Annotated in this window: 14 protein-coding genes; 4 read left to right on the top strand and 10 right to left on the bottom strand. The window is 62.3% G+C overall.

Annotated elements, in window-relative coordinates:
• Positions 1–38: 38 nt before the first annotated feature.
• The 8 genes from GT019_RS18185 to GT019_RS18150 all read right to left on the bottom strand — a co-directional run bounded on the left by GT019_RS18185 (position 39) and on the right by GT019_RS18150 (position 8,675).
• The gene (locus GT019_RS18185; RefSeq protein WP_161744613.1) at positions 39–2,003 is read right to left on the bottom strand and encodes an FtsX-like permease family protein; all 1,965 of its coding nucleotides are present in this window, start codon (positions 2,001–2,003) and stop codon (positions 39–41) included.
• Positions 2,000–2,752 carry an ABC transporter ATP-binding protein gene (locus GT019_RS18180; RefSeq protein WP_161744612.1) on the bottom strand — a complete coding sequence of 251 codons (753 nt, stop codon included), beginning with the start codon at positions 2,750–2,752 and terminating at the stop codon, positions 2,000–2,002. Before GT019_RS18180 ends, GT019_RS18185 begins: the two co-directional genes overlap by 4 nt.
• Positions 2,753–2,946: 194 nt before the next feature.
• The gene (locus GT019_RS18175; protein ID WP_161744611.1) at positions 2,947–4,461 is read right to left on the bottom strand and encodes an MDR family MFS transporter; all 1,515 of its coding nucleotides are present in this window, start codon (positions 4,459–4,461) and stop codon (positions 2,947–2,949) included.
• 28 nt (positions 4,462–4,489) lie between these two features.
• Positions 4,490–5,074, bottom strand: coding sequence for a TetR/AcrR family transcriptional regulator (locus GT019_RS18170; RefSeq protein WP_161744610.1), 585 nt, complete (start codon positions 5,072–5,074; stop codon positions 4,490–4,492).
• A 312-nt stretch (positions 5,075–5,386) separates the two neighbouring features.
• On the bottom strand, positions 5,387–5,989 hold the full coding sequence (locus GT019_RS18165) for a class I SAM-dependent methyltransferase (protein ID WP_161744609.1): 603 nt from the start codon (positions 5,987–5,989) through the stop codon (positions 5,387–5,389).
• 33 nt (positions 5,990–6,022) lie between these two features.
• Positions 6,023–6,706 (bottom strand): class I SAM-dependent methyltransferase, encoded by a 684-nt coding sequence (locus GT019_RS18160; RefSeq protein ID WP_161744608.1) that lies wholly within the window; start codon positions 6,704–6,706, stop codon positions 6,023–6,025.
• Positions 6,703–7,827, bottom strand: a complete 1,125-nt coding sequence (locus GT019_RS18155; RefSeq protein ID WP_161744607.1) for a glycosyltransferase — start codon at positions 7,825–7,827, stop codon at positions 6,703–6,705. Before GT019_RS18155 ends, GT019_RS18160 begins: the two co-directional genes overlap by 4 nt.
• Positions 7,824–8,675 carry a class I SAM-dependent methyltransferase gene (locus GT019_RS18150; RefSeq protein ID WP_161744606.1) on the bottom strand — a complete coding sequence of 284 codons (852 nt, stop codon included), beginning with the start codon at positions 8,673–8,675 and terminating at the stop codon, positions 7,824–7,826. Before GT019_RS18150 ends, GT019_RS18155 begins: the two co-directional genes overlap by 4 nt.
• Positions 8,676–8,757: 82 nt before the next feature.
• Here GT019_RS18150 and GT019_RS18145 point away from each other — a divergent pair, with 82 nt between their 5' ends.
• Positions 8,758–10,362 carry a glycosyltransferase gene (locus GT019_RS18145; RefSeq protein WP_161744605.1) on the top strand — a complete coding sequence of 535 codons (1,605 nt, stop codon included), beginning with the start codon at positions 8,758–8,760 and terminating at the stop codon, positions 10,360–10,362.
• Positions 10,363–10,375: 13 nt separating this feature from the next.
• On the top strand, positions 10,376–14,023 hold the full coding sequence (locus tag GT019_RS18140) for a BclA C-terminal domain-containing protein (RefSeq protein WP_161744604.1): 3,648 nt from the start codon (positions 10,376–10,378) through the stop codon (positions 14,021–14,023).
• A gap of 103 nt (positions 14,024–14,126) precedes the next feature.
• Here GT019_RS18140 and GT019_RS18135 read toward each other — a convergent pair whose 3' ends face one another.
• A complete protein-coding gene (locus GT019_RS18135; RefSeq protein ID WP_161744603.1) occupies positions 14,127–15,479 on the bottom strand; it encodes a TolB family protein in 1,353 nt (450 codons plus the stop codon).
• A 173-nt stretch (positions 15,480–15,652) separates the two neighbouring features.
• Here GT019_RS18135 and GT019_RS18130 point away from each other — a divergent pair, with 173 nt between their 5' ends.
• A complete protein-coding gene (locus GT019_RS18130) occupies positions 15,653–16,354 on the top strand; it encodes a cupin domain-containing protein (RefSeq protein ID WP_161744602.1) in 702 nt (233 codons plus the stop codon).
• A 14-nt stretch (positions 16,355–16,368) separates the two neighbouring features.
• Positions 16,369–17,550, top strand: a complete 1,182-nt coding sequence (locus GT019_RS18125; protein WP_161744601.1) for an oxalate decarboxylase family bicupin — start codon at positions 16,369–16,371, stop codon at positions 17,548–17,550.
• A 103-nt stretch (positions 17,551–17,653) separates the two neighbouring features.
• Here the strand turns inward: GT019_RS18125 and GT019_RS18120 are convergent, their stop codons facing one another.
• Complete coding sequence (locus tag GT019_RS18120) at positions 17,654–18,874, bottom strand: MFS transporter (protein ID WP_161744600.1); 1,221 nt, start codon at positions 18,872–18,874, stop codon at positions 17,654–17,656.
• Between the last annotated feature and the right edge of the window lie 6 nt (positions 18,875–18,880).

The following is an 18,880-nucleotide window of genomic DNA, read 5'->3' as shown; positions in this document are numbered from 1 at the left end:
CCCGGTGACTGGATACAGTCATCGGGGCGGTTCGTTTGTTACGCCGCCCGGTTGGCGATGCGGTAATAAATCGTCGTGGAGGCGAGATAGAACCCGGCATAGATCAGGAAATAGACCGCGATGATGCCCCAGACCATGCCTTTCAAATTCGGGAAATCCTGCACGGAATCCAGAATGTACGTCTTGATGATGAGCCAGCTGTTCACCAGGCCGGGCAGCAGCGGGAGCGCGAAGACGAACAGCAGCTGCTTGCGGATGACGCTCATCATCTCCCGCTTGTCGACGCCCAGCTGGCGAAGAATCGCGTACTGCTGCCGCGCTTCCGTCGCTTCGCGAAGCTGCTTGAAGTAGATGACGCTCGCGAGAGCGAACAGCGCGATCAGCGCGAGGAACGCGCTGGCGAACAGGAGCAGCGAGGAGCCTTCGATCTGCTTCGAGTACACGTCCGCGAACGACGAGTAATACGCTTCCGGATCCTTCGTCACGATCGCGTGCAGCCGCTTCGACAGCGCCTCGGCGTTTCCCGCGTCGGCGATGTCGTAGATAAGGTAATTCGCGGCGGCCGCGTTTCCTCGCAGCTCCCCGAACGCCGCATCGGAGATGATCAGCATCGCCGGCTTCTTCACCATGGACAGCACGGGGTCGGAAGCCCAGCCGAGCAGCGCGTAATCCTTCTTCTCGATCAGCCTGAACGTCTTATCCGACTTCGCGCGAACGGTAAAATCGATCCCGCCGCCCGGCAGCGCTTCGGGAAAGTCCATGCCCTGCGACAGCGAGACGGCTTGATTCCCCTCCAGTCGGACCTGCTGCCCTTCGTCGTGCCGATCCTTGACGATGGCGTTGTACTCCGCAGCCGATACGAGCAGCAGACCGGGGAAGAAATACGCGGGATTGTCGAAGGCGGCGCCGGCATCCGACACCGCATCGGCGCACAGCAGCTCGAGCGCATGTCGGCCCGTAATGGCATGCCCGGAGGCCTCGATCTCCGACTTCACTTCGGCATCGACGGCGTCGCTCTTCGATTCGTACGCGACGTCGTTCGGCAGATTGCGGCCGACGGCTTCGAATTGAACGGCGTAGTTGATCGATACGAAGCACATGAGCAGGATGAGAACGGTGCTGAACAGCGAGATAAACGATAAATTCATCGTATTGCCGCGAATTTGGAACCGGATCGCCGACGTCCACAGCACCGTGTTCCCTTCGAAATACCCTTTGCCGCGACTGAGCTTCTGCAGCACCCATCCCGCGAACTGGCGGAAGAACAAGTACGTGCCGCCGATGATGCCGATCGCGCAATAGATCATCGAAGCCGCCGCGTAATCGGTCCAGAATACCGTCTGTTTGCCGCCGCCGATGATCGCGATCGCCGATCCGAGCAGCGCGACGGCCAGAATCGCCAGCGGCGCGGACGAAGCTATCGGCTTCTCCGTCCTCTCCCTCGCCCGGAACAGGTCGATGAGCTGGACGCGCGTAAGCAGCAGGTAGCTCTGGACGCACGCCGCGGCGGTTACGATCGCGAAGACCGCGACCGTCGCGAGGATCGCCTGCACCGGGTACGACAACGAGATGACCCGGTCGTACTGCATCAGATTCATGAGCAGCGACCCGAAGATTTTGGAGAGCAGCCCGCCGAGCAGCCCGCCGATCGCCAGCGAGACGACGCCGATCATCAGCGTCTCGTACATGAGCATCAGCAGAACATGCCGCTCGTTCATGCCGTAGAGCATATAGAGCCCGAGCTCCTTCTTCCGCTGGCGGACGAAGAACGAGTTCGCGTACAGGATGAACAGCACGATGAACAGCACGATGACGAACGATGCGATGGCGAAGCCCGTTTGGAAATTCTGCCGGTTCTCCAGCGCGTCCAGAATATCGCCGTTGTACATGACGGACGCGAAGGAGAAGAAAATCATCATGCCGATGACCATCGAGACCGCGTAGATCGTATACAAGCCGAAATTGCGGCGGACGTTCTTCAGCGTTAATCCGAGCAGGCTCATCGCGGCTTTCCTCCCAGCAGGCTCTGAGTTTCGAGGATGCGGTCGTAAAAGGCCCGCTGAGGCTGATCGCCGGCGTACAGCTCGTTCACGATCGCCCCGTCGCGCAGGAAAATGACCCGCTTGCAGTAGCTTGCCGCATACACGTCATGCGTGACCATCAAGATCGTCGTGCCGAACTTGCGGTTCAGCTCCGACAGCTCCTCGAGCAGCTGCGTGGCCGATCTCGAATCCAGCGCTCCGGTCGGCTCGTCCGCGAACACGATCGCCGGCTTCGTGATGATCGCGCGGGCGCAGGCCGTTCGCTGCTTCTGGCCGCCGGACAGCTCGCTCGGGTACTTGCCGAGCAGCTCGGCGATGTTCAAGGCTTGTACGACCGGCATCAGGCGGCCTTCCATTTCCCGCGGATTCACTTTGCGCAGCGACAGCGGAAGCAGGATATTCTCCTTCACCGTCAACGTATCGAGCAGATTGTAATCTTGAAAGATGAAGCCCATCCGATCCTGCCGGAACCGGCGCAGGTCCTTCTTGCCCAGCGCGAGCAGCGACTGCCCTTCCAGCCAGACGTCGCCGCCGGTGAAGCGGTCGATCGTCGACAGGACGTTCATGAGCGTGGATTTGCCGGAACCGGACGGTCCCATGACGGCGGTAAATTCGCCGGAAGCTACGGTCAAATCGATATTTTTGAGAACCGTCGTCTTGCCGTAGGCTTTCGAAATGTTTTCGGTGCGGATAATCGTGGCCGCGTTCATGGCGCTCCCTCCTCTTCGTACCTCTACTATAGACTGGAACGAATCGCCATATCCATCGAAGGAGGATGCCGCCGGGTGACGTTTTTGTCACTTACGATCATGAATCGCCGCCCCTTATGCGCTCCCTCCGGCGCTCCGGCTCGAAGCATGCCAAGAATCGCGCGCGTGTTGTCGGCTTTGGACAGGGCTGCGCCTTATGCCTGAACGGCCGTCGCCTGCTGCTCCGATTCGGTCTGCGGCGTCAGCACCTCGCGCTTCATGAACCAGCAGATCGCGAAAGCGACGGCCGCGAAGGCCGCGCCGATCAGGAACATCTCTTGGAACGCGTCCGCGAACACGGTCTTGATGCTTAGCACCAGATCGGCAGGCAGCCCCTGCGGAATGCCGCCGTTCATGATCGATTCGGCCGAATCGGCCGGGAAGCGATCCGACATGCCCGCGATGCCGTCATGAATATGACGGGACAGCAGACTGCCGAAGATGCTGAAGCCGAGCGTCGCGCCGAGCGATTGGAACAACTGGACCGTGGCGACGCCGACGCCGGTATGCTCCTTGTCGACGGTTTCTTGCACGATCAGGTTATCGCTGCCGAACAGGACGCCGATGCCAAGGCCAAGGACGAAGAACGCGACGAGAATGTAGAGAACGGTCGTTTCGACGTCGATGCGCGAGAGGATCAGGTAGCCGACGATCGGCAATACGAAGGATACGACGAACAAATATTTGTACGCGACCCGGGTAATGAGAAATCCGCACAGGACGCTCATCGGGATCGCGCCGGCCATGAACGCGAGCGACAGATAGCCGGAGGCCGTCGGGGTCAAGCCCATGACATTCTGCGCGAAGAACGGGAACCCGGACATACCGCCCATGACGCCGAGCATCGTCACGAACACGATCAAGGACAGCACGACGACGGAACGGTTGCGGAACAGCTGCAGCGGAATGATCGGCTCCGGCGCCCTCGCTTCGATGCGGACGAACCATACGATGAACAGCAGGGACAAAACCAGCAGGCCGATGACGACCGGGGACGACCACGCATACCCCTTGACGTCGATCAGAACCGGGGCGAACAACAGCGACAAGATGGCGAGCACGAGCGTCGATGCGCCTGCCCAGTCGATTTGCTTCTTCTCGGGGCTGACCGATTCGCGCAGCCCCTTGGCCACGAAGAACGCCGCGACGAGCCCGACCGGAATGTTCATCAGGAAGATCCAGTGCCAGTCGATATGACTGACGAAGTATCCGCCGATCGTTGGGCCGATCAGCTGCGGCAGGATCAGCATCGGACCGACGAGGCTCTGCACCTTCGCGCGCTGCTCCAGCGGGAAGGAGTCGCCGATGATGATCATCGCGAGCGGCATCAGGCCGCCGGCGCCGATCCCCTGCACGCATCTGCCGGCCAGCAGCATCGTCATCGACTGCGCCAAGCCGCAGATGATCGAGCCGATCATGAACATGACGACGCACATCAGATAAATCCGCTTGCGGCCGTACAGGTCGGCTAGCTTGCCGAAGATCGGCATGAAGACCGTGATGGACAGCATATAAATGCCCGCTACCCAGCCGAACAGCGACAAGCCGTGCAGTTCACGGATAATCGTCGGCAGCGCGGTCGATACGGCCGTCTGGTCCAGCTCCGAGAAGACGAGACCGAGCAGCAGCCCGATCATGATAAAGGTTTTGTTCGTGGATGCTTTCGTCATTGCGTTTCCACCAGCTCTCTCTTCGATATTAAATTGGCTTCACGAGCAGCCGGATCATGAAGTCCGGACCCGGACGCCGATAACCCTCGATCTCGACGGCATGCAGGTTCATCAAGCCGACCAGCGTCGTCAAGTACCACATGCTCAGCTCCCGCGGGTCGCCGTCGATGAATTCCCCGGTCCGCTGCCCTTCTTCGATAATGGTCGCCAGCGCCCCCAGCATCGCAAGCGGGTCGTAATCCTCCATCAGCCTCGCCACCTCGTCCGGCACGTCCCGGGCGACCATTACCTGCTGCATCAGGATGAAGGCATGATTGTCTTCCTGCAGAATCTCCTGGGCGATCATCCGGATTCGGTCGGTCGGCGTGCCCGGCATCGTTCCGACGAGGGCGAAGGCTTCGTTCGCGCCGTCGATGGACGATTTGACGAGCTCGGTCAGAATCTCGTCCTTGGACTTGAAGTAGCGGTAGGACAGCCCGTCGCTGATCTTGGCTTCCTTGGCGATCATGCTCATCTTCGTGCCGATCAAGCCATGCTGGGCAAATACCTTCAGCGCCGCCTTCTTGATCTGTTCCCTGCGTTCGTCGCGAATCTGTTCCGAATCGATGGTCATGCGTCGTTCTCCTCCGTCAGTTGAATATGAGTGAATAATTCATTCATTCACTTTATGAACTTATCTTATTCAGTTCCTGCCGCGATGTCAATCTTATTTTCTTTGTCGCTGCCAAAATTTTTCCGCGCTTCATCATGATTTCCCGCCCGCCATGCGGCAGGGCCGCCTAGCGTGGTGTAAACGGCATCGATCGTGGGCAGGCGCCGGATATACGCAAGTCAAATAGCATCGCGCGGGGATATCTGCGCGATGCTATTTGGGCTTTTTATGTTGCCGTTGCTTTCTTATTCTATCGCTGTTGCTAACGGCCCCCTAGCCGTCCGAAGTTCGCCTTAGGATGATGAAATCCGCGGAAGACAGCTCCTTATGCCGCTGCGGGATGACTTCCTCCACGTAATAATCCTGAATCGCCGCCAAGTAGTGAAAGACGTCCCGGTCCTGAATCGTCTCGATCACTTGCGGCGCGTTGTCCCGGGTGAGCCTCGTGTACAGCACGACGACGCGCGGGCGCGGACTGAACAGATCCCGGAGCGTCGCCCGGTAATCGTCCTCGTCCGTAATATGGTAGAGGACGTCCAGGCAGACGGTCAGATCCGCTTCCACGAAGCCGCGGTTGACGAACATCCCCGGCCGGTACAGCATGAAGCTCTTCGAGCCGTCCACCGCGTATTTCTCCGCGCACAGCCTGATCGCGGAAGGCGAGATGTCCAATCCGAGATACTGCGGATACTGCATGAGCGACAGCTGATGACCGTCCCCGCAGCCGAATTCCATGACCCGCCGGATGCCGTACTGCGCGACGAGCTTGTTGACCACGTCCGCTTTGAACGCGGCCAACTCGCCTATCGAGCCGCTGCCGGACGTACCGCCGCCCTTGTAATTGTTCTCCCAGTATGCCATGTAATCGAATCCCATCGGTTCCTTCGTCTCCCCCTTCGAACGGAGCGCCTAACGTTTGCGCAGGACGGCCCGATAGCAGTACAAGCGCCCCCACAGGTCGGACGACACGGCGTCGGAAGGGAGCGTCTCGTCGAAGTTCCCCGCAAAATCGAAGCCGTTGCCCAAGGCCAACCCGCGAAAGCGCGTCAGATTCACCGTCGGAAAGTCGAAGGTCAGCACGAGCTTCCCGCCCGGTTTCAAGGTCCGGTTGAATTCCCCGAGCGATGCGGCCAAATCCTCGGCGGACAAATGCTCCAGCACCGAAATGCAGAAGATCGTATCGAATCGGCTCGCCGGATACGGCAGCGACGCGATGCTGGCATGCGCCCGGCGCAAACGGCTCATGCTCGACGAGCGCATCAGGCTTTCCGCGGCCCCCTTGCCGAAATCGCGGACCACGTCGAGCAGGATCTCCGTCTCCGATTCGATGCGCGCGTCCCAGTCGCACGCATGCGCCTCCCTGCACCGGTCGGCCAAATAAAACTTGAACGGATGCGAGATGCCGCACGCCGCGTCGAGCGCGACGTCGTCCGGATGCGCGAAGCCGGCGCACCACGCGTATTCGTAAGGCCTGCTCCACCACGGAACGGGAAGCGGAAACACGAACGTGTCCGCCCGCTCGTCGGAAGCCGTGAAGAAGCGGGCCGCGTGCGGATCGCCCGGCCCTGCCGCGCCGCTTTCCGCCCGACTCATAACGAGACCTCCTCATGGATCGAGCCGGAGGTCGCCGGCGATGCGCCGGGCAGCTTCAACACGGCTTCCAAATACGATTTATTATGCAGCACCGAGGCGTCGTCGGGACGATAAGCCCGCGCGCGTTCGTTGTGCGCGTACGCTGTCGCGTAATCGCCGAGCTTGTCGTAGCAGACGCAGAGCTGCAGATGGGGCAGCCACGTCGAGCAGGACATGTTTTGCAGCGACCAGGCTTGATCGAGCTTCGGCGCGTTCGCGGCCGCTTCGTACCAGTAGGCCGCCGTCGCGTAATTGCCCTCCTGCAGATGCCAGTATCCGATGCGGCAGCAAGCATCCGGCCTCGGGCTGCCGTACTTGAAGGACCGCAGCGCGTATTCCAGCGTCAGCTCCTTCACGCCGAGCGCGGCGTAGCAGTCGGATATTTTCCCGCAGGCGGCGATGTTGTCCTCCACCCAGCCCTCGCCGGTCTGGAGGAACCGGCTGTAATAGGCGATCGCCTGCTCGTAGCGGGCATGGTCGTTCAATTCGTTGGCGTAATAATACAGGTCCCGCGGACCGAATGCTTCGCCATGCCCGAGCCGCCGTTCGTAAATGCGCAAATTCCGGTCGCCGTCGTGCCGCAGGCTGGCATGCGTGACGGCGATATCCGCCGCGATGGGCGTGCCGATTACCTGCAAATATTCATGCACGGCGCCGATCCAGCGAAATCCGCGCATCCGATTGACCAGCCGGTTGCGGCGCAGCGAGCTGGTAACGTTACCGTATTCGTCCCTGGCCAAATGATAGTGCATGGAGACCGCATCGGTGTCCGGCGGCAGCGTGCTTTTGAGCGCCAGCAGCTTCTGCAGGTCTTCTTCCAGAAACACGTCGTCCGCGTCCAGCCACAGGATATGCGAGGAGGTTGCTTTGCCGAAGGCGAAATTGCGCGCGGCCGCGAAATCGTCGATCCATTCAAAATCATGCACGCAGTTCGTGTACCTCGCGGCGATGGCCTTGGTCGAATCCGTCGAGCCCGTGTCCACGATGACGATCTCGTCGACGGCGGCTTTTACGGATTCCAAGCATCGGGCGAGCACCTCCTCCTCGTTCTTCACGATCAAACATAAGCTGATGCCGATCACGTTATCGCGCTCCCTTCCGGCGCCTTGTACGCCGCGCATACGATTTCATGGCCGGCGCCTTCGCCTTGAAGGCGCGCGATCAGGCCCATTCTTTGTTCCAAGGACAAGCCGGCGAAGACGGGGTGCGCCGCCAGCAAGTCCTCGAAGCCGTGCACGTATTGGCGGGTGAACAACATGCGGATGCCTATACCGGCAGCAGAAGCCAATTGCCGGATGTTCGCGAGATCGAAATGGCACAGATGGTCGACCTCGGCATACAGCGCGGATCGCATGCCGTGAAGCATGTTCATGAGCGACCGCCGGTTCGGCACGCTGAACGCGATGACTCCGTCCGGCGACAGCAGCGATGCGGCCTCGCGCATGAACGCGACCGGTTGATCGAGATGCTCGAGCACGTGCCAGGCCGCGATGGCCTGATACGGGCCGCCGCTCGCGGCAAGCTCCCGGTTCCACGGCGACCGGTTCAGCGGCAGGCCGTATTTGGCGGATGCGTACGCGCACGCCGCCGCCGACGGTTCGATGCCGACGACATCCCACCCGCCGCAGCGCGCCATATACAAGAACTCTCCCGTCCCGGACCCGATTTCCAGGAGCTTCCCTTTCGCCGGCGCAACCATGTCGAGCAGGAGCGCATTAAAGACCGCGTGATTCATGAAAGTGAAATGCCCGTACTGCTCGCGCATGGCTACCCAAGCCTCGTCGTAGATCTCTTCAATAAGGGAAGCGCCGCCGCGCAGCTTGCCCGGATCTTGGTAGACGAGTCCGCAGCTTGCGCAAGTCTCCAGCTTATGGCGCTCGTAGACCGCGAACAGGCGGGAATCGGCGGCGGCGCAAAGCGGACAAGGCATGCCTTTCCCTCCCGATTTCGAGAATATTACTACTTTATGGCTCATAACTTTCAATATTCCATGATTCGAGGGGAGTGGTGAAATGACCGAGCGGCGCATTCTCATCGGCAGCCCCGTCCGCCAGAAGGAAGAGATTCTCGCCTTGTTTCTTCAATCGCTGGGAAGGCTGCGCCAGACGACCTGGAAATGCGATTACGTGTTCGTCGATGACAACGAGGATGCCGCTGCGAGCACGCTGCTTGTCCGGTTCGCGGACGCCGTCAATGACCAGGGATCGTCCACGGCCAGGCTTCTCGAGCGCAGTCCGACAACAGACGCTTATCGGCGGGACGAAGTGACCCATTATTGGGATGATGAGCTGATCGGCAAAGTAGCCGGCTGGAAAGACCGCTTTATCCAGATCGCCCGCGAAGAGCGGTACGACGCCTTGTTTCTCGTCGACTCCGACTTGCTGCTCCATCCCGAAACCATGGAATCGCTGCTGGAAACGGAGAAACCGCTCGTATCCGCGATATTCTGGACGCAGTGGTATCCCGAGAGCATGGAATTGCCCCAGGTTTGGTTAAAGGACCATTATTGGCCCTGGCAGACGGACGGCGACCCGGACGCCGCCAGAGCCGAGCAGGCAGAGCTGCTCATGAAGCTCCGCATGCCCGGCGTGTACGATGTCGGCGGTCTGGGAGCTTGCACGCTGATCGCGCGAACGGCGCTGGAACAGCCCATTTCGTTTCAACCGATACCGAACTTGTCCCTGTGGGGCGAGGATCGGCATTTTTGCGTGCGCGCCGCCGCGCTCGGCCTCGGACTGTCGGTCGACACCCGTTATCCGGCTTTCCATATCTACCGGGAGACGGACCTGCTGCGGGCGCGGCAGTACTATCGCCTAACGGCGCCGGAAGACAAGGAACGGCGGACGCCGCCTTATTTTTTCTTGAAATACGCGGGTCCGAAGCTGGTCCTCTCCATGGTCGCGCGCAACGAGGAAGGGCGTTACTTGACCGAGGCGCTGAGCCGGCACCGCGAATATATCGATGCTGCCGTCATCATCGACGACGGCAGCACGGATGCGACCGCGGATATCGTTCATGAGCGGCTCGAAGGCATCCCGCTCTATTACGTGCGCAACGAAGAGTCCCGATTCGCGAACGAGGTGGATTTAAGAAAACAGCAGTGGGACGCGACGGCCCGGCTTCGGCCGGAATGGATCTTGAACTTGGACGCGGACGAATATTTCGAAGACCGGTTCTCCCGCGACATCGCTTCCTTGCTGGCTAATCCCCGCGCGCATGCGTATTTGTTCCGGTTGTACGATTTTTGGAACGAACGACAATACCGGGAAGACGCGTACTGGCAGGCGCATTTGACCTACCGTCCGTTTCTCGCCCGGTTCGTCGCCGGTTTCCCTTACCTATGGCAGGAATCGCGGCAGCATTGCGGACGTTTCCCGCGGAACATGTTCGACACCGCCTCGATGCTGTCGGATTTGCGGCTGAAGCATTTCGGCTGGGCGAGGGAAGCCGACAGACGCTTGAAGGCGGCGCGTTACGCCGAGCTCGATCCCGACGCGCGTTACGGCTGGAAAGAGCAGTACGACTCCATTCTCTCCGTTCCCCGGTTGATCGACTGGCAGGAGAACGAAGCTATGCCGACGATGACGACACCTCCCCTTCCCGCAGCTATGACATAGAGGAGTGAACCGAATGGCAAACGACGATGCGAACAACGGGAACCCCTTCGAACTGGACCCGACGCTAAGGCCGTCGCTGCACGACCAGCAGCCCAAGCCGCCGTTGCACGATCCGCAGGGGCAGCGCCTGCATCACGAACCGCCCGTCAGAAAACCGAACTATTCGATTCCGTTAACGCAATCGCAATTGAATCGGCTGAAGCAGCTGCTGGGCCAAATGGCCGGGCTGCTTTCTTCCGTCCTCGCTTCGCCGTCGCCGAGCGGCATCGCCCAGCTGAACGCCTTGCTCCGCGAGCTGCGCGCGCTGGCGCTCGAAATCGATTTCTCGCGGCCGGAACAAGCCGAACTGCTGGCCTTGCTTGAAAATTTCATCACGCTGGTGGAAGCCGTGCCCTTCTCCCCCCTTGGCGCGGCCGTCATCAGCAGCGAGCTGCTGAACCTGCTTGGCGGACTGATCCTGCTGTTCGCGATTCCGCCGTCGGACAAAGACGCGCTGGTGTCCCTCGTCCGGGCGAACGAACAGCAGCTGGCATCGATCTTCTCGCAGTTGGGAATACCGCGCGGGACGCCAGGGCCGCCGGGGCCTCCCGGACCCCCGGGAGTCCAAGGGCTTGGAGGACCGCAGGGACCGGCCGGTGCTGCCGGACCTGCCGGCAGCGTCGGCGCGACGGGCGCGACCGGAGCGACCGGCGTCGGCATGGATGGCGTTACGGTCTTCAACCCGCTCAACGAGCCTTTCTATTCGGAAGGCCAATTGGTCACCTTCGCGGGCAGCACCTTCATGGCGTTGATCGCAAGCCCTTCCGGTTCGCCGGACAATTCCGGCGACTATCTGTCGATCGCGGCCGGCGGCGGCACCGGGGCGACGGGCGCGACCGGCGCGACCGGAAATCCCGGACCGATCGGACCTACCGGAGCCGGCTTGGACGGCATCACGACGTTCAATCCGTTGAACGCGCCGGGGTATCCCGAAGGCCAGGTCGTCACCTTCGGCGGCAGCACTTACGTTGCGCTGGTCGACGGACCGACCGGAACGCCGGGCTCCTCGCCGGATTATCTGCTCGCGGCAGCGGCCGGCGCGACCGGCAGCACCGGGGCCGCCGGGGGAACCGGCCCGACAGGCGCAGGCGCAACGGGAGCCGCCGGCGGCACTGGAGCGACGGGGACCGCCGGTCAGACCGGAGGAACCGGCCCGACTGGCTCGACCGGGGCGCCGGGCGCCGTTGGCGCGACGGGTGCGACCGGCTCGACCGGCGTCGGCTTTGAAGGCATCACGGCTTTTAATCCCGTCAACGCGCCGTCTTATCCGGCCGGGCAGGTCGTCACCTTTGGCGGCAGCACCTATATCGCGACGGTGGCAGGGCCGAGCGGAACGCCTGGGTCTTCGCCGGATTATCTGCTGATCGCCGCGGCCGGCTCTACGGGCAGCACGGGAGCGACCGGCGCGACTGGCGCCGGCACGACCGGGGCCTCCGGCGACACCGGGGCTACGGGCACCCCTGGATCGACCGGCACTACGGGCTCCACGGGCGCAACCGGCGATACGGGTACGACCGGGGCTACGGGCGCCGTTGGCGCGACGGGTGCGACCGGCTCGACCGGCGTCGGCTTCGAAGGCATCACGGCCTTCAATCCCGTCAACGCGCCGTCTTACCCGGCCGGGCAGGTCGTCACCTTTGGCGGCAGCACCTATATCGCGGCAGTGGCAGGACCGAGCGGAACGCCGGGGTCTTCGCCGGATTATCTGCTGATCGCCGCGGCCGGCTCTACGGGCAGCAGTGGGGCGACCGGCGCGACTGGCGCCGGCGGCGACACTGGAGCTACGGGAACGCCAGGAACGACCGGCACTACGGGCTCCACGGGCGCGACCGGCGACTCGGGTACGACCGGGGGTACGGGCGCTACCGGGGCGACGGGAGCTACCGGGTCGACCGGCATCGGCTTCGAAGGCGTCACGGCCTTCAATCCCGTGAATGCGCCGACATATCCGGCGGGGCAGGTCGTCACCTTTGGCGGCAGCACCTATATCGCGACGGTGGCTGGGCCGGGCGGAACGCCGGGGTCTTCGCCGGATTATCTGCTGCTCGCAGCGGCGGGCAGCACGGGCAGTACGGGAGTAACTGGCGCGACTGGCGCCGGATCGACCGGGGCCACCGGCGACACCGGGGCTACGGGCTCCGCAGGATCGACCGGGCTGACGGGCAATACCGGGGCCACAGGCATCGCAGGTGCGACTGGCGCTACGGGCGGAACCGGCGACACTGGCGCGGCGGGCAGCACGGGCAGTACGGGGGTTACCGGAATCACTGGAGCTACTGGAGCTACCGGTGCCGCAGGAACAACCGGGCTGACCGGCAATACTGGCGCGACCGGCGCCACGGGCGGGACTGGCGCGACCGGCGACATCGGGGCTACGGGTACCGCTGGAGCTGCAGGAGCAACCGGAGCGACTGGCGGAACTGGCGCGACCGGCGACATCGGAGCTACAGGTAACACTGGAGCTGCAGGAGTAACCGGAGCTACTGGCGGAACTGGCGCGACTGGCGACATCGGTGCTACGGGTACCACTGGAGCTGCGGGAGCTACCGGAGCGACTGGCGGAACTGGTGCGACCGGCGACATCGGTGCTACGGGTACCACTGGAGCAGCGGGAGCTACCGGAGCGACTGGCGGAACTGGTGCGACCGGCGACATCGGAGCTACGGGTACCACTGGAGCTGCGGGAGCTACCGGAGCGACTGGCGGAACTGGTGCGACCGGTGACATCGGAGCTACGGGTAACACTGGAGCTGCGGGAGTAACCGGAGCGACTGGCGGAACTGGCGCGACCGGCGACATCGGACCTACGGGTACCACTGGAGCTGCGGGAGCTACCGGAGCTGCCGGCTCTACCGGCGCGACGGGCGCCGCCGGAAATACCGGTGCAACCGGCGCGACCGGCGATATCGGAGCTACCGGAGTAGCCGGCTCTACCGGTGCGACTGGCGCCGCCGGAAATACCGGTGCCACCGGCGCGACCGGCGATATCGGGGCTACCGGGGCTGTGGGCTCTACCGGCGCCACGGGAACTACCGGTGCTACGGGCGCGACCGGCGCCACCGGAAACACCGGCTCTACCGGCGCAACTGGCGCCACCGGTGCCACGGGCACTACGGGCGCGACTGGCGATACCGGAGCCACCGGTTCTACCGGCGCGACTGGCGATACCGGAGCCACCGGTTCTACCGGAGCGACCGGCGCCACCGGCACGGTCTTTACGAACATCAACAGCTTTGCCGCCAACACGGGCGGCGGCGTCATCGCGGTCGTGCTCGGCGGCACGAACGTCCCGCTGCCGAACAACCAATTGCTGAACGGCGGCATCACCGTCAACGGAGCCAACGATACGTTCACCGTCCCTTCGGCCGGAAGCTACATGATCTCCTACCAGGCGAATCTGACGGCCGCCTTGCTCCTCAGTACGCGATTGTTGATCAATGGAACGCCGTCGACGCCGTCGATCGTCGCGCCGGTCCTCTCGCTCTCGGAATTCAACAATATGGTCATTCTGACGCTGACGGCCGGATCCACGATCACGCTCCAATTCTTCGGACTGCTCGGAGCCGCGACCTTGATCAGCGGAGCGGCAGGCGCCGCGCTGACCATCGTCAAGCTCTCGTAGATCAGGTCCGTTTTCGGCAAAGCAAAAAGGCTGCCAAGGGATTCCCTTGGCAGCCTTCCCTGTATTCGGGCGAATGCGCCATGATCGGCGAACGCACCGGATTCTATCGCTGCGGGCCTGCACGCTCGGGCGAGTAGAAGCGCAGCACCGGCAGCCAATTCCACTGCTCGTAGAAATTATCGCCGGCGTCGATCCCCTTGATCCACGGCCGCGCGTTCTTGGCCTCGGCCGCGGACTTCGCGACCAGCACGTCGGAGACGGTCCGGTCGGAGCGAACCCAGCCAAGCGCGGCTCCCGTCAACCGTTCCGGGCTGAAATCCCCCCTTCCTCCGCCCGGTTTGGCGATCGCCGTTTGTCTGCCGCCGGACAAGTCCGCCTGCACGAGAAACGGCATCGGCCTCTTGCCGTGATCTCCCGCCCAGGCGCCTTCCTTGGCGCGGGAGACGACGATCGACCCGTCGCCGTACCAGGCCGGATTCTGATCGACGAAGCCGTCCGGCGTATAGACGACCGGCCGCAGCGAGGGAACCGGCGTCACCTTGAGCCGTTTGTTCGAGGTCGCATCCCTGCCGATGCCGGCAATGTACGCCAACCGGTCTCCGGCGGGCGCGGGCGACTTCGGCGACCACTCGAACCATCGCTCGTTATGCGCCATGGAATCGAAGGGGAGGAACGATCGGCCGTCCGCCGATAACACGCACAGCGTGTTGGCGTCCGCCGACAACGAGGCGGTCGGAATCGCGAGAAAGGCGACCCATTCCCCGCTTCCGGACCATTTGAATCCGGTCGTGCCCACGACGATCTGGTCGCCGATTTGTTTCGGCAGAACGTGCAGCGGCTCCTCCTGAACCGGATCCGAGCTTCCACCGGGCAGCAGGATGCGGCTGATCCGCACGGGCGTCCATCCCTCCGGCAGCAGCTGCGCGGCCGACGAGACGATGAAGCCGCTTCCGTCGGGGAGCCAGCCGAAATTCCCGATATCGGCCGCGATATCCGCAGGCTCGTCGCCTTCTTCCGCCCCGACCATGCGAAGCTTCCCGTCGCTCAGGTACGCCAATCTATTCCGCGCCGGAGACCATAAGAACCGGCTTCCGCCTTCGGGGGCAGCCAGATGACGCTTCCCGGTGCCGGCTTCCACCACCCATAACTGCCGTTCGTCTTCCCCGGCATTATAGGCGATCCATCTGCCGTCCGGGGACCAGGCCGGGTTGCGCGCATAACCCCCGGCTTCCGTCAATCGGCGTTCGCTTCCCCGCTCCTTCACCCATAACGCGCCTCCTCGGACGAAGGCCGCCTGCTCCGATATATGTTGAGACGGGATCGCTCGGCTGGCCGCTCCGGCCGACTTTCCGCCTCCTCCGGCCGAAGCCGGAAGAGCCAGCAAACAAAAGCCGCTCGCCACGATCGCGACTCGAAGCCCTTGCCGCAACAGGCCGCGTACGGTCTTCTTATTCATCGCGTGTCCTCTTTCCGCCGGGACGTTGTCTTACGGCATTGCGAACCCGGCAATTTAGCTTGTGCCAAATCGCGCCATTTTATCGCCGGCCGATGCCGCACCCGCAACCGCCCAGCAACATACACTATGGCGTCAGGCAAGAGCCTATATGGATAGAAAGGCAGGAGAAAAAAATGGCAGTGTCCTATATGGATTACACCGCTCCGAACGTGCAGTTCACCTATGATCTCAAAAACAACAACTTTTACACGAAGGATTCGCGCAATTATATCAACGCGCTCGGCATCGGACAGCTGAATACGCTCGGCAACGTGTCGCTGCTCGACATCTACCTCAGCACCGGCAACGTCGTCGAGCCGCATTATCATCAGAACGCCTCCGAGCTCGTCTTCTGCATCAGCGGCGCGGCCGTCGTCTCGCTGATCAACCCCTTCACGAAAAAATTGCTTAACTTCCCCATCCAGCCGGGCCAAGTGGCGAACGTGCCGCAGGGCTGGTGGCATTACGAGATCGCCACGGTCGACAATACCCACTTGCTCGCCATATTCGACGCGCCGGTGCCGGAATTCATCCCCGGTTCGGATCTCCTCCGTTTGACCCCGGCAAGCGTGTACGCCCATACCTACTGCCTCGACGAAGCCGCTTGGAAAGCGGCGGTGGCCCCCATTACCCAAACGGTCGTCATCGGACCGCCGGTCGGCTGCAAGCCCGGCCAAGTCGCGGGAGCCGCGGCGACGCCTCCCCACGCGCAGCAACACGGCGCCCATTATCCGCAGAAGCCTTACGGACAGCGGGAGCAGCCTGCTTACGGATATCCGCAGTTCCCCGCGCCCGTGATCGGCAACGGCTGGGACTACGGCAACTTCAACGGATAAAGGAGGCTATGCGCATGGCACTTGATCAACCTAACGGCGCGAAGACGGAATTCATCCCGCAGCCGATCCGGATGAGCGACGGCTTCGGCGGTCCGGACTTCGGTCCGCGCGACATTATGCGCGACAAGGAAAATCCGAACATGCTCGTTCCCCCCGTTACGGATAACGGGCTGCTGCCGAACATGAAGTTCGCGTTCTCCGACACGCATATGCAGCTGAACAAAGGCGGTTGGTCCAGGGAAATCACCGCTCGCGACCTGCCGATCGCCACGACGCTAGCGGGCGTCAACATGAGCCTTCTTCCCGGCGGCGTGCGCGAGCTGCATTGGCATCAGCAGGCCGAATGGGCCTTCATGATATGGGGCTGCGCCCGCGTCACGTCCGTGGATTGGCAGGGCCGCAACTTTATCGCCGACATCGAGCAGGGCGATTTATGGTATTTTCCGGCCGGCCTCCCGCATTCGATCCAGGCGCTGGAGGGCGGCTGCGAATTTCTGCTCGTGTTCGACGACGGCAATTTCTCGGACCTGAACACGCTCACGATCTCGGACTGGTTCGCCCATACGCCCAAGGACGTGCTCGCCGCCAATTTCGGCGTTCCCGTGAATGCTTTCGACGGTATCCCGAAGGGCCAGGTGTATATCTTTCAGGATAAAGTGCCGGGCTCGCTGGAAAGCCAAGAGGTGCAGTCGCCTTACGGCACCGTGCCGCTGTCGTTCAAGCATTCCATGCTCGCGCAGGAGCCGATCGTCACGCCCGGCGGTTCGGTTCGGATCACGGATTCCAGCAACTTCCCGATCGCCAAGACGATCGCCGCGGCGCTCGTCGAGATCAAGCCCGGCGCGATGCGCGAGCTGCACTGGCATCCCAATAACGACGAGTGGCAGTATTATTTGTCCGGCCAAGGCCGCATGACGGTGTTTGCCGGGAACGGCATCGCCAGAACCTTCGATTACCGCGCCGGCGACGTCGGCTACGTGCCGTTCGCGATGGGCCATTACGTGCAGAACACGGGCAAGGACACGCTCTGGTTCCTGGAAATGTTCAAAGCGCCGCGGTTCGAGGACATTTCCCTGAACCAGTGGATGGCTTTGACGCCGTATCAGCTCGTGAAAGACAACCTGAACGCCTCGCCGGAGCTGATGGGTTCGCTGCGGAAAGTCAAATGGCCGGTCGTGAAATACCCGGCGCGTTAATCGGCGCGGATGTCCCCCCGCATCTCGCCCGAATGCCAAAAAGACCCTCCGGTTCTGAAGGGTCTTTTTGCGTCGTGCGGACATGCGGGCAAACCAAACCGCTTTACATGCCGACGGCCGCGCCGGCCGAAGCCCGCTTGCGCCGCTTCGCGGACGCGAGGTACTGCCAGGCGCCGAGGATAACGAAAACGGCCATGCAGGCCGCCGAATAACGATACATCACGGAATAATTCGTAGCCGCGGACACGGCGCCCAGAATAATCGCCCCCAGCGCGACGCCGAAATCCGTCGAGTTGTAAAACATGCCGTTCGCCGCCCCGTACTGCTCCGGCGTCGATGAGCGAAGCATCCACGCTTGGATCGTCGGCTGGATCGCGCCGAAGCCAAGACCGTAGAAGAGCGCCGACACGATGAGCATCGGCATGGCATGCGCGTTCGAGAGGAGTACCATGCTGAGCATCACGGACAAGCCGGCGGGAAGGAGCACGGCCGCATGGCCCCGTTTATCGAAGATCCGCCCGGAGAACGGACGAACGAGAATGATCGTGATCGCATTGAACAGGAAGAACAGTCCGACCTGTTCGATATGCACATAATCGCCGAACAACGCGAGAAAGCTAAGGAGACCGCTGTACGTGATCGACAGCAGAACGTTCAGCAGCACGGGAAACAGCAGCTTGCGGTTGAAGCCGGGCTTGGCCGCCGCCGGCTTGGCCGAGGCTTGAAGCTGGTCGCCGTCCGCCGGCTGGCGCTTCGAACGCGCCAACCACAAGACGGGGAATATCAGCACCGCCGCGACCCATCCAAGCATCGTCAGCTGCGCGAAACCGGCATGCTTCATGACATTCAAGCCGATCGACGGCCCGACGGACATGGCCAAGCTCGTCGACAGCCCGAAGTATCCGATGCCCTCGCCCATTCTGCGCAGCGGAATGATGCGGGAGACGAGCGTAGGCAGGATCGTGCTGGCCATCCCGAAGCCGATGCCGTAGCCGATCCGAAGCGCCAATAACGCGCCGAAGGAGCCGGCGGCGGTGTACAGCGCCGTCGTCGCGGCGGCGATGGCGAGTCCGGCGATCAGCAAGGTCATGCGCGATACGCGCCGCATGAGCGCGGCCGTGGCGAACCGGGAAACGATCGCCGCCAGCGCGAATACCGTCGTGACGAGGCTGGCCTGCACGTTGCCCGCGTGGAACTCGTCCTTCACGTAGGCCGGGAAGGACGACAATAACATTTGCAAACTGAGGAATAACAGAAAAAAACAGGTCGTAAGCGCAATAAACGGTCTAGTCCACAAAGGGGCTCGTTGTTGGTCCTGCTGCATGTTCAT

The sequence above is a fragment of the Paenibacillus glycinis genome (assembly GCF_009909185.1).
In the GTDB taxonomy this organism is placed as follows: Bacteria; Bacillota; Bacilli; order Paenibacillales; family Paenibacillaceae; genus Paenibacillus_Z; species Paenibacillus_Z glycinis.
This window is presented reverse-complemented; position numbering and strand designations above follow the sequence as displayed.

Excerpts from the sequence above, each read along its gene's own strand:
- GT019_RS18185 (WP_161744613.1), bottom strand. The coding sequence starts at position 2,003 with ATGAGCCTGCTCGGATTAACGCTGAAGAACGTCCGCCGCAATTTCGGC.
- GT019_RS18180 (WP_161744612.1), bottom strand. The coding sequence starts at position 2,752 with ATGAACGCGGCCACGATTATCCGCACCGAAAACATTTCGAAAGCCTAC.
- GT019_RS18175 (WP_161744611.1), bottom strand. The coding sequence starts at position 4,461 with ATGACGAAAGCATCCACGAACAAAACCTTTATCATGATCGGGCTGCTG.
- GT019_RS18170 (WP_161744610.1), bottom strand. The coding sequence starts at position 5,074 with ATGACCATCGATTCGGAACAGATTCGCGACGAACGCAGGGAACAGATC.
- GT019_RS18165 (WP_161744609.1), bottom strand. The coding sequence starts at position 5,989 with ATGGGATTCGATTACATGGCATACTGGGAGAACAATTACAAGGGCGGC.
- GT019_RS18160 (WP_161744608.1), bottom strand. The coding sequence starts at position 6,706 with ATGAGTCGGGCGGAAAGCGGCGCGGCAGGGCCGGGCGATCCGCACGCG.
- GT019_RS18150 (WP_161744606.1), bottom strand. The coding sequence starts at position 8,675 with ATGCCTTGTCCGCTTTGCGCCGCCGCCGATTCCCGCCTGTTCGCGGTC.
- GT019_RS18145 (WP_161744605.1), top strand. The coding sequence starts at position 8,758 with ATGACCGAGCGGCGCATTCTCATCGGCAGCCCCGTCCGCCAGAAGGAA.
- GT019_RS18140 (WP_161744604.1), top strand. The coding sequence starts at position 10,376 with ATGGCAAACGACGATGCGAACAACGGGAACCCCTTCGAACTGGACCCG.
- GT019_RS18135 (WP_161744603.1), bottom strand. The coding sequence starts at position 15,479 with ATGAATAAGAAGACCGTACGCGGCCTGTTGCGGCAAGGGCTTCGAGTC.
- GT019_RS18130 (WP_161744602.1), top strand. The coding sequence starts at position 15,653 with ATGGCAGTGTCCTATATGGATTACACCGCTCCGAACGTGCAGTTCACC.
- GT019_RS18125 (WP_161744601.1), top strand. The coding sequence starts at position 16,369 with ATGGCACTTGATCAACCTAACGGCGCGAAGACGGAATTCATCCCGCAG.
- GT019_RS18120 (WP_161744600.1), bottom strand. The coding sequence starts at position 18,874 with ATGCAGCAGGACCAACAACGAGCCCCTTTGTGGACTAGACCGTTTATT.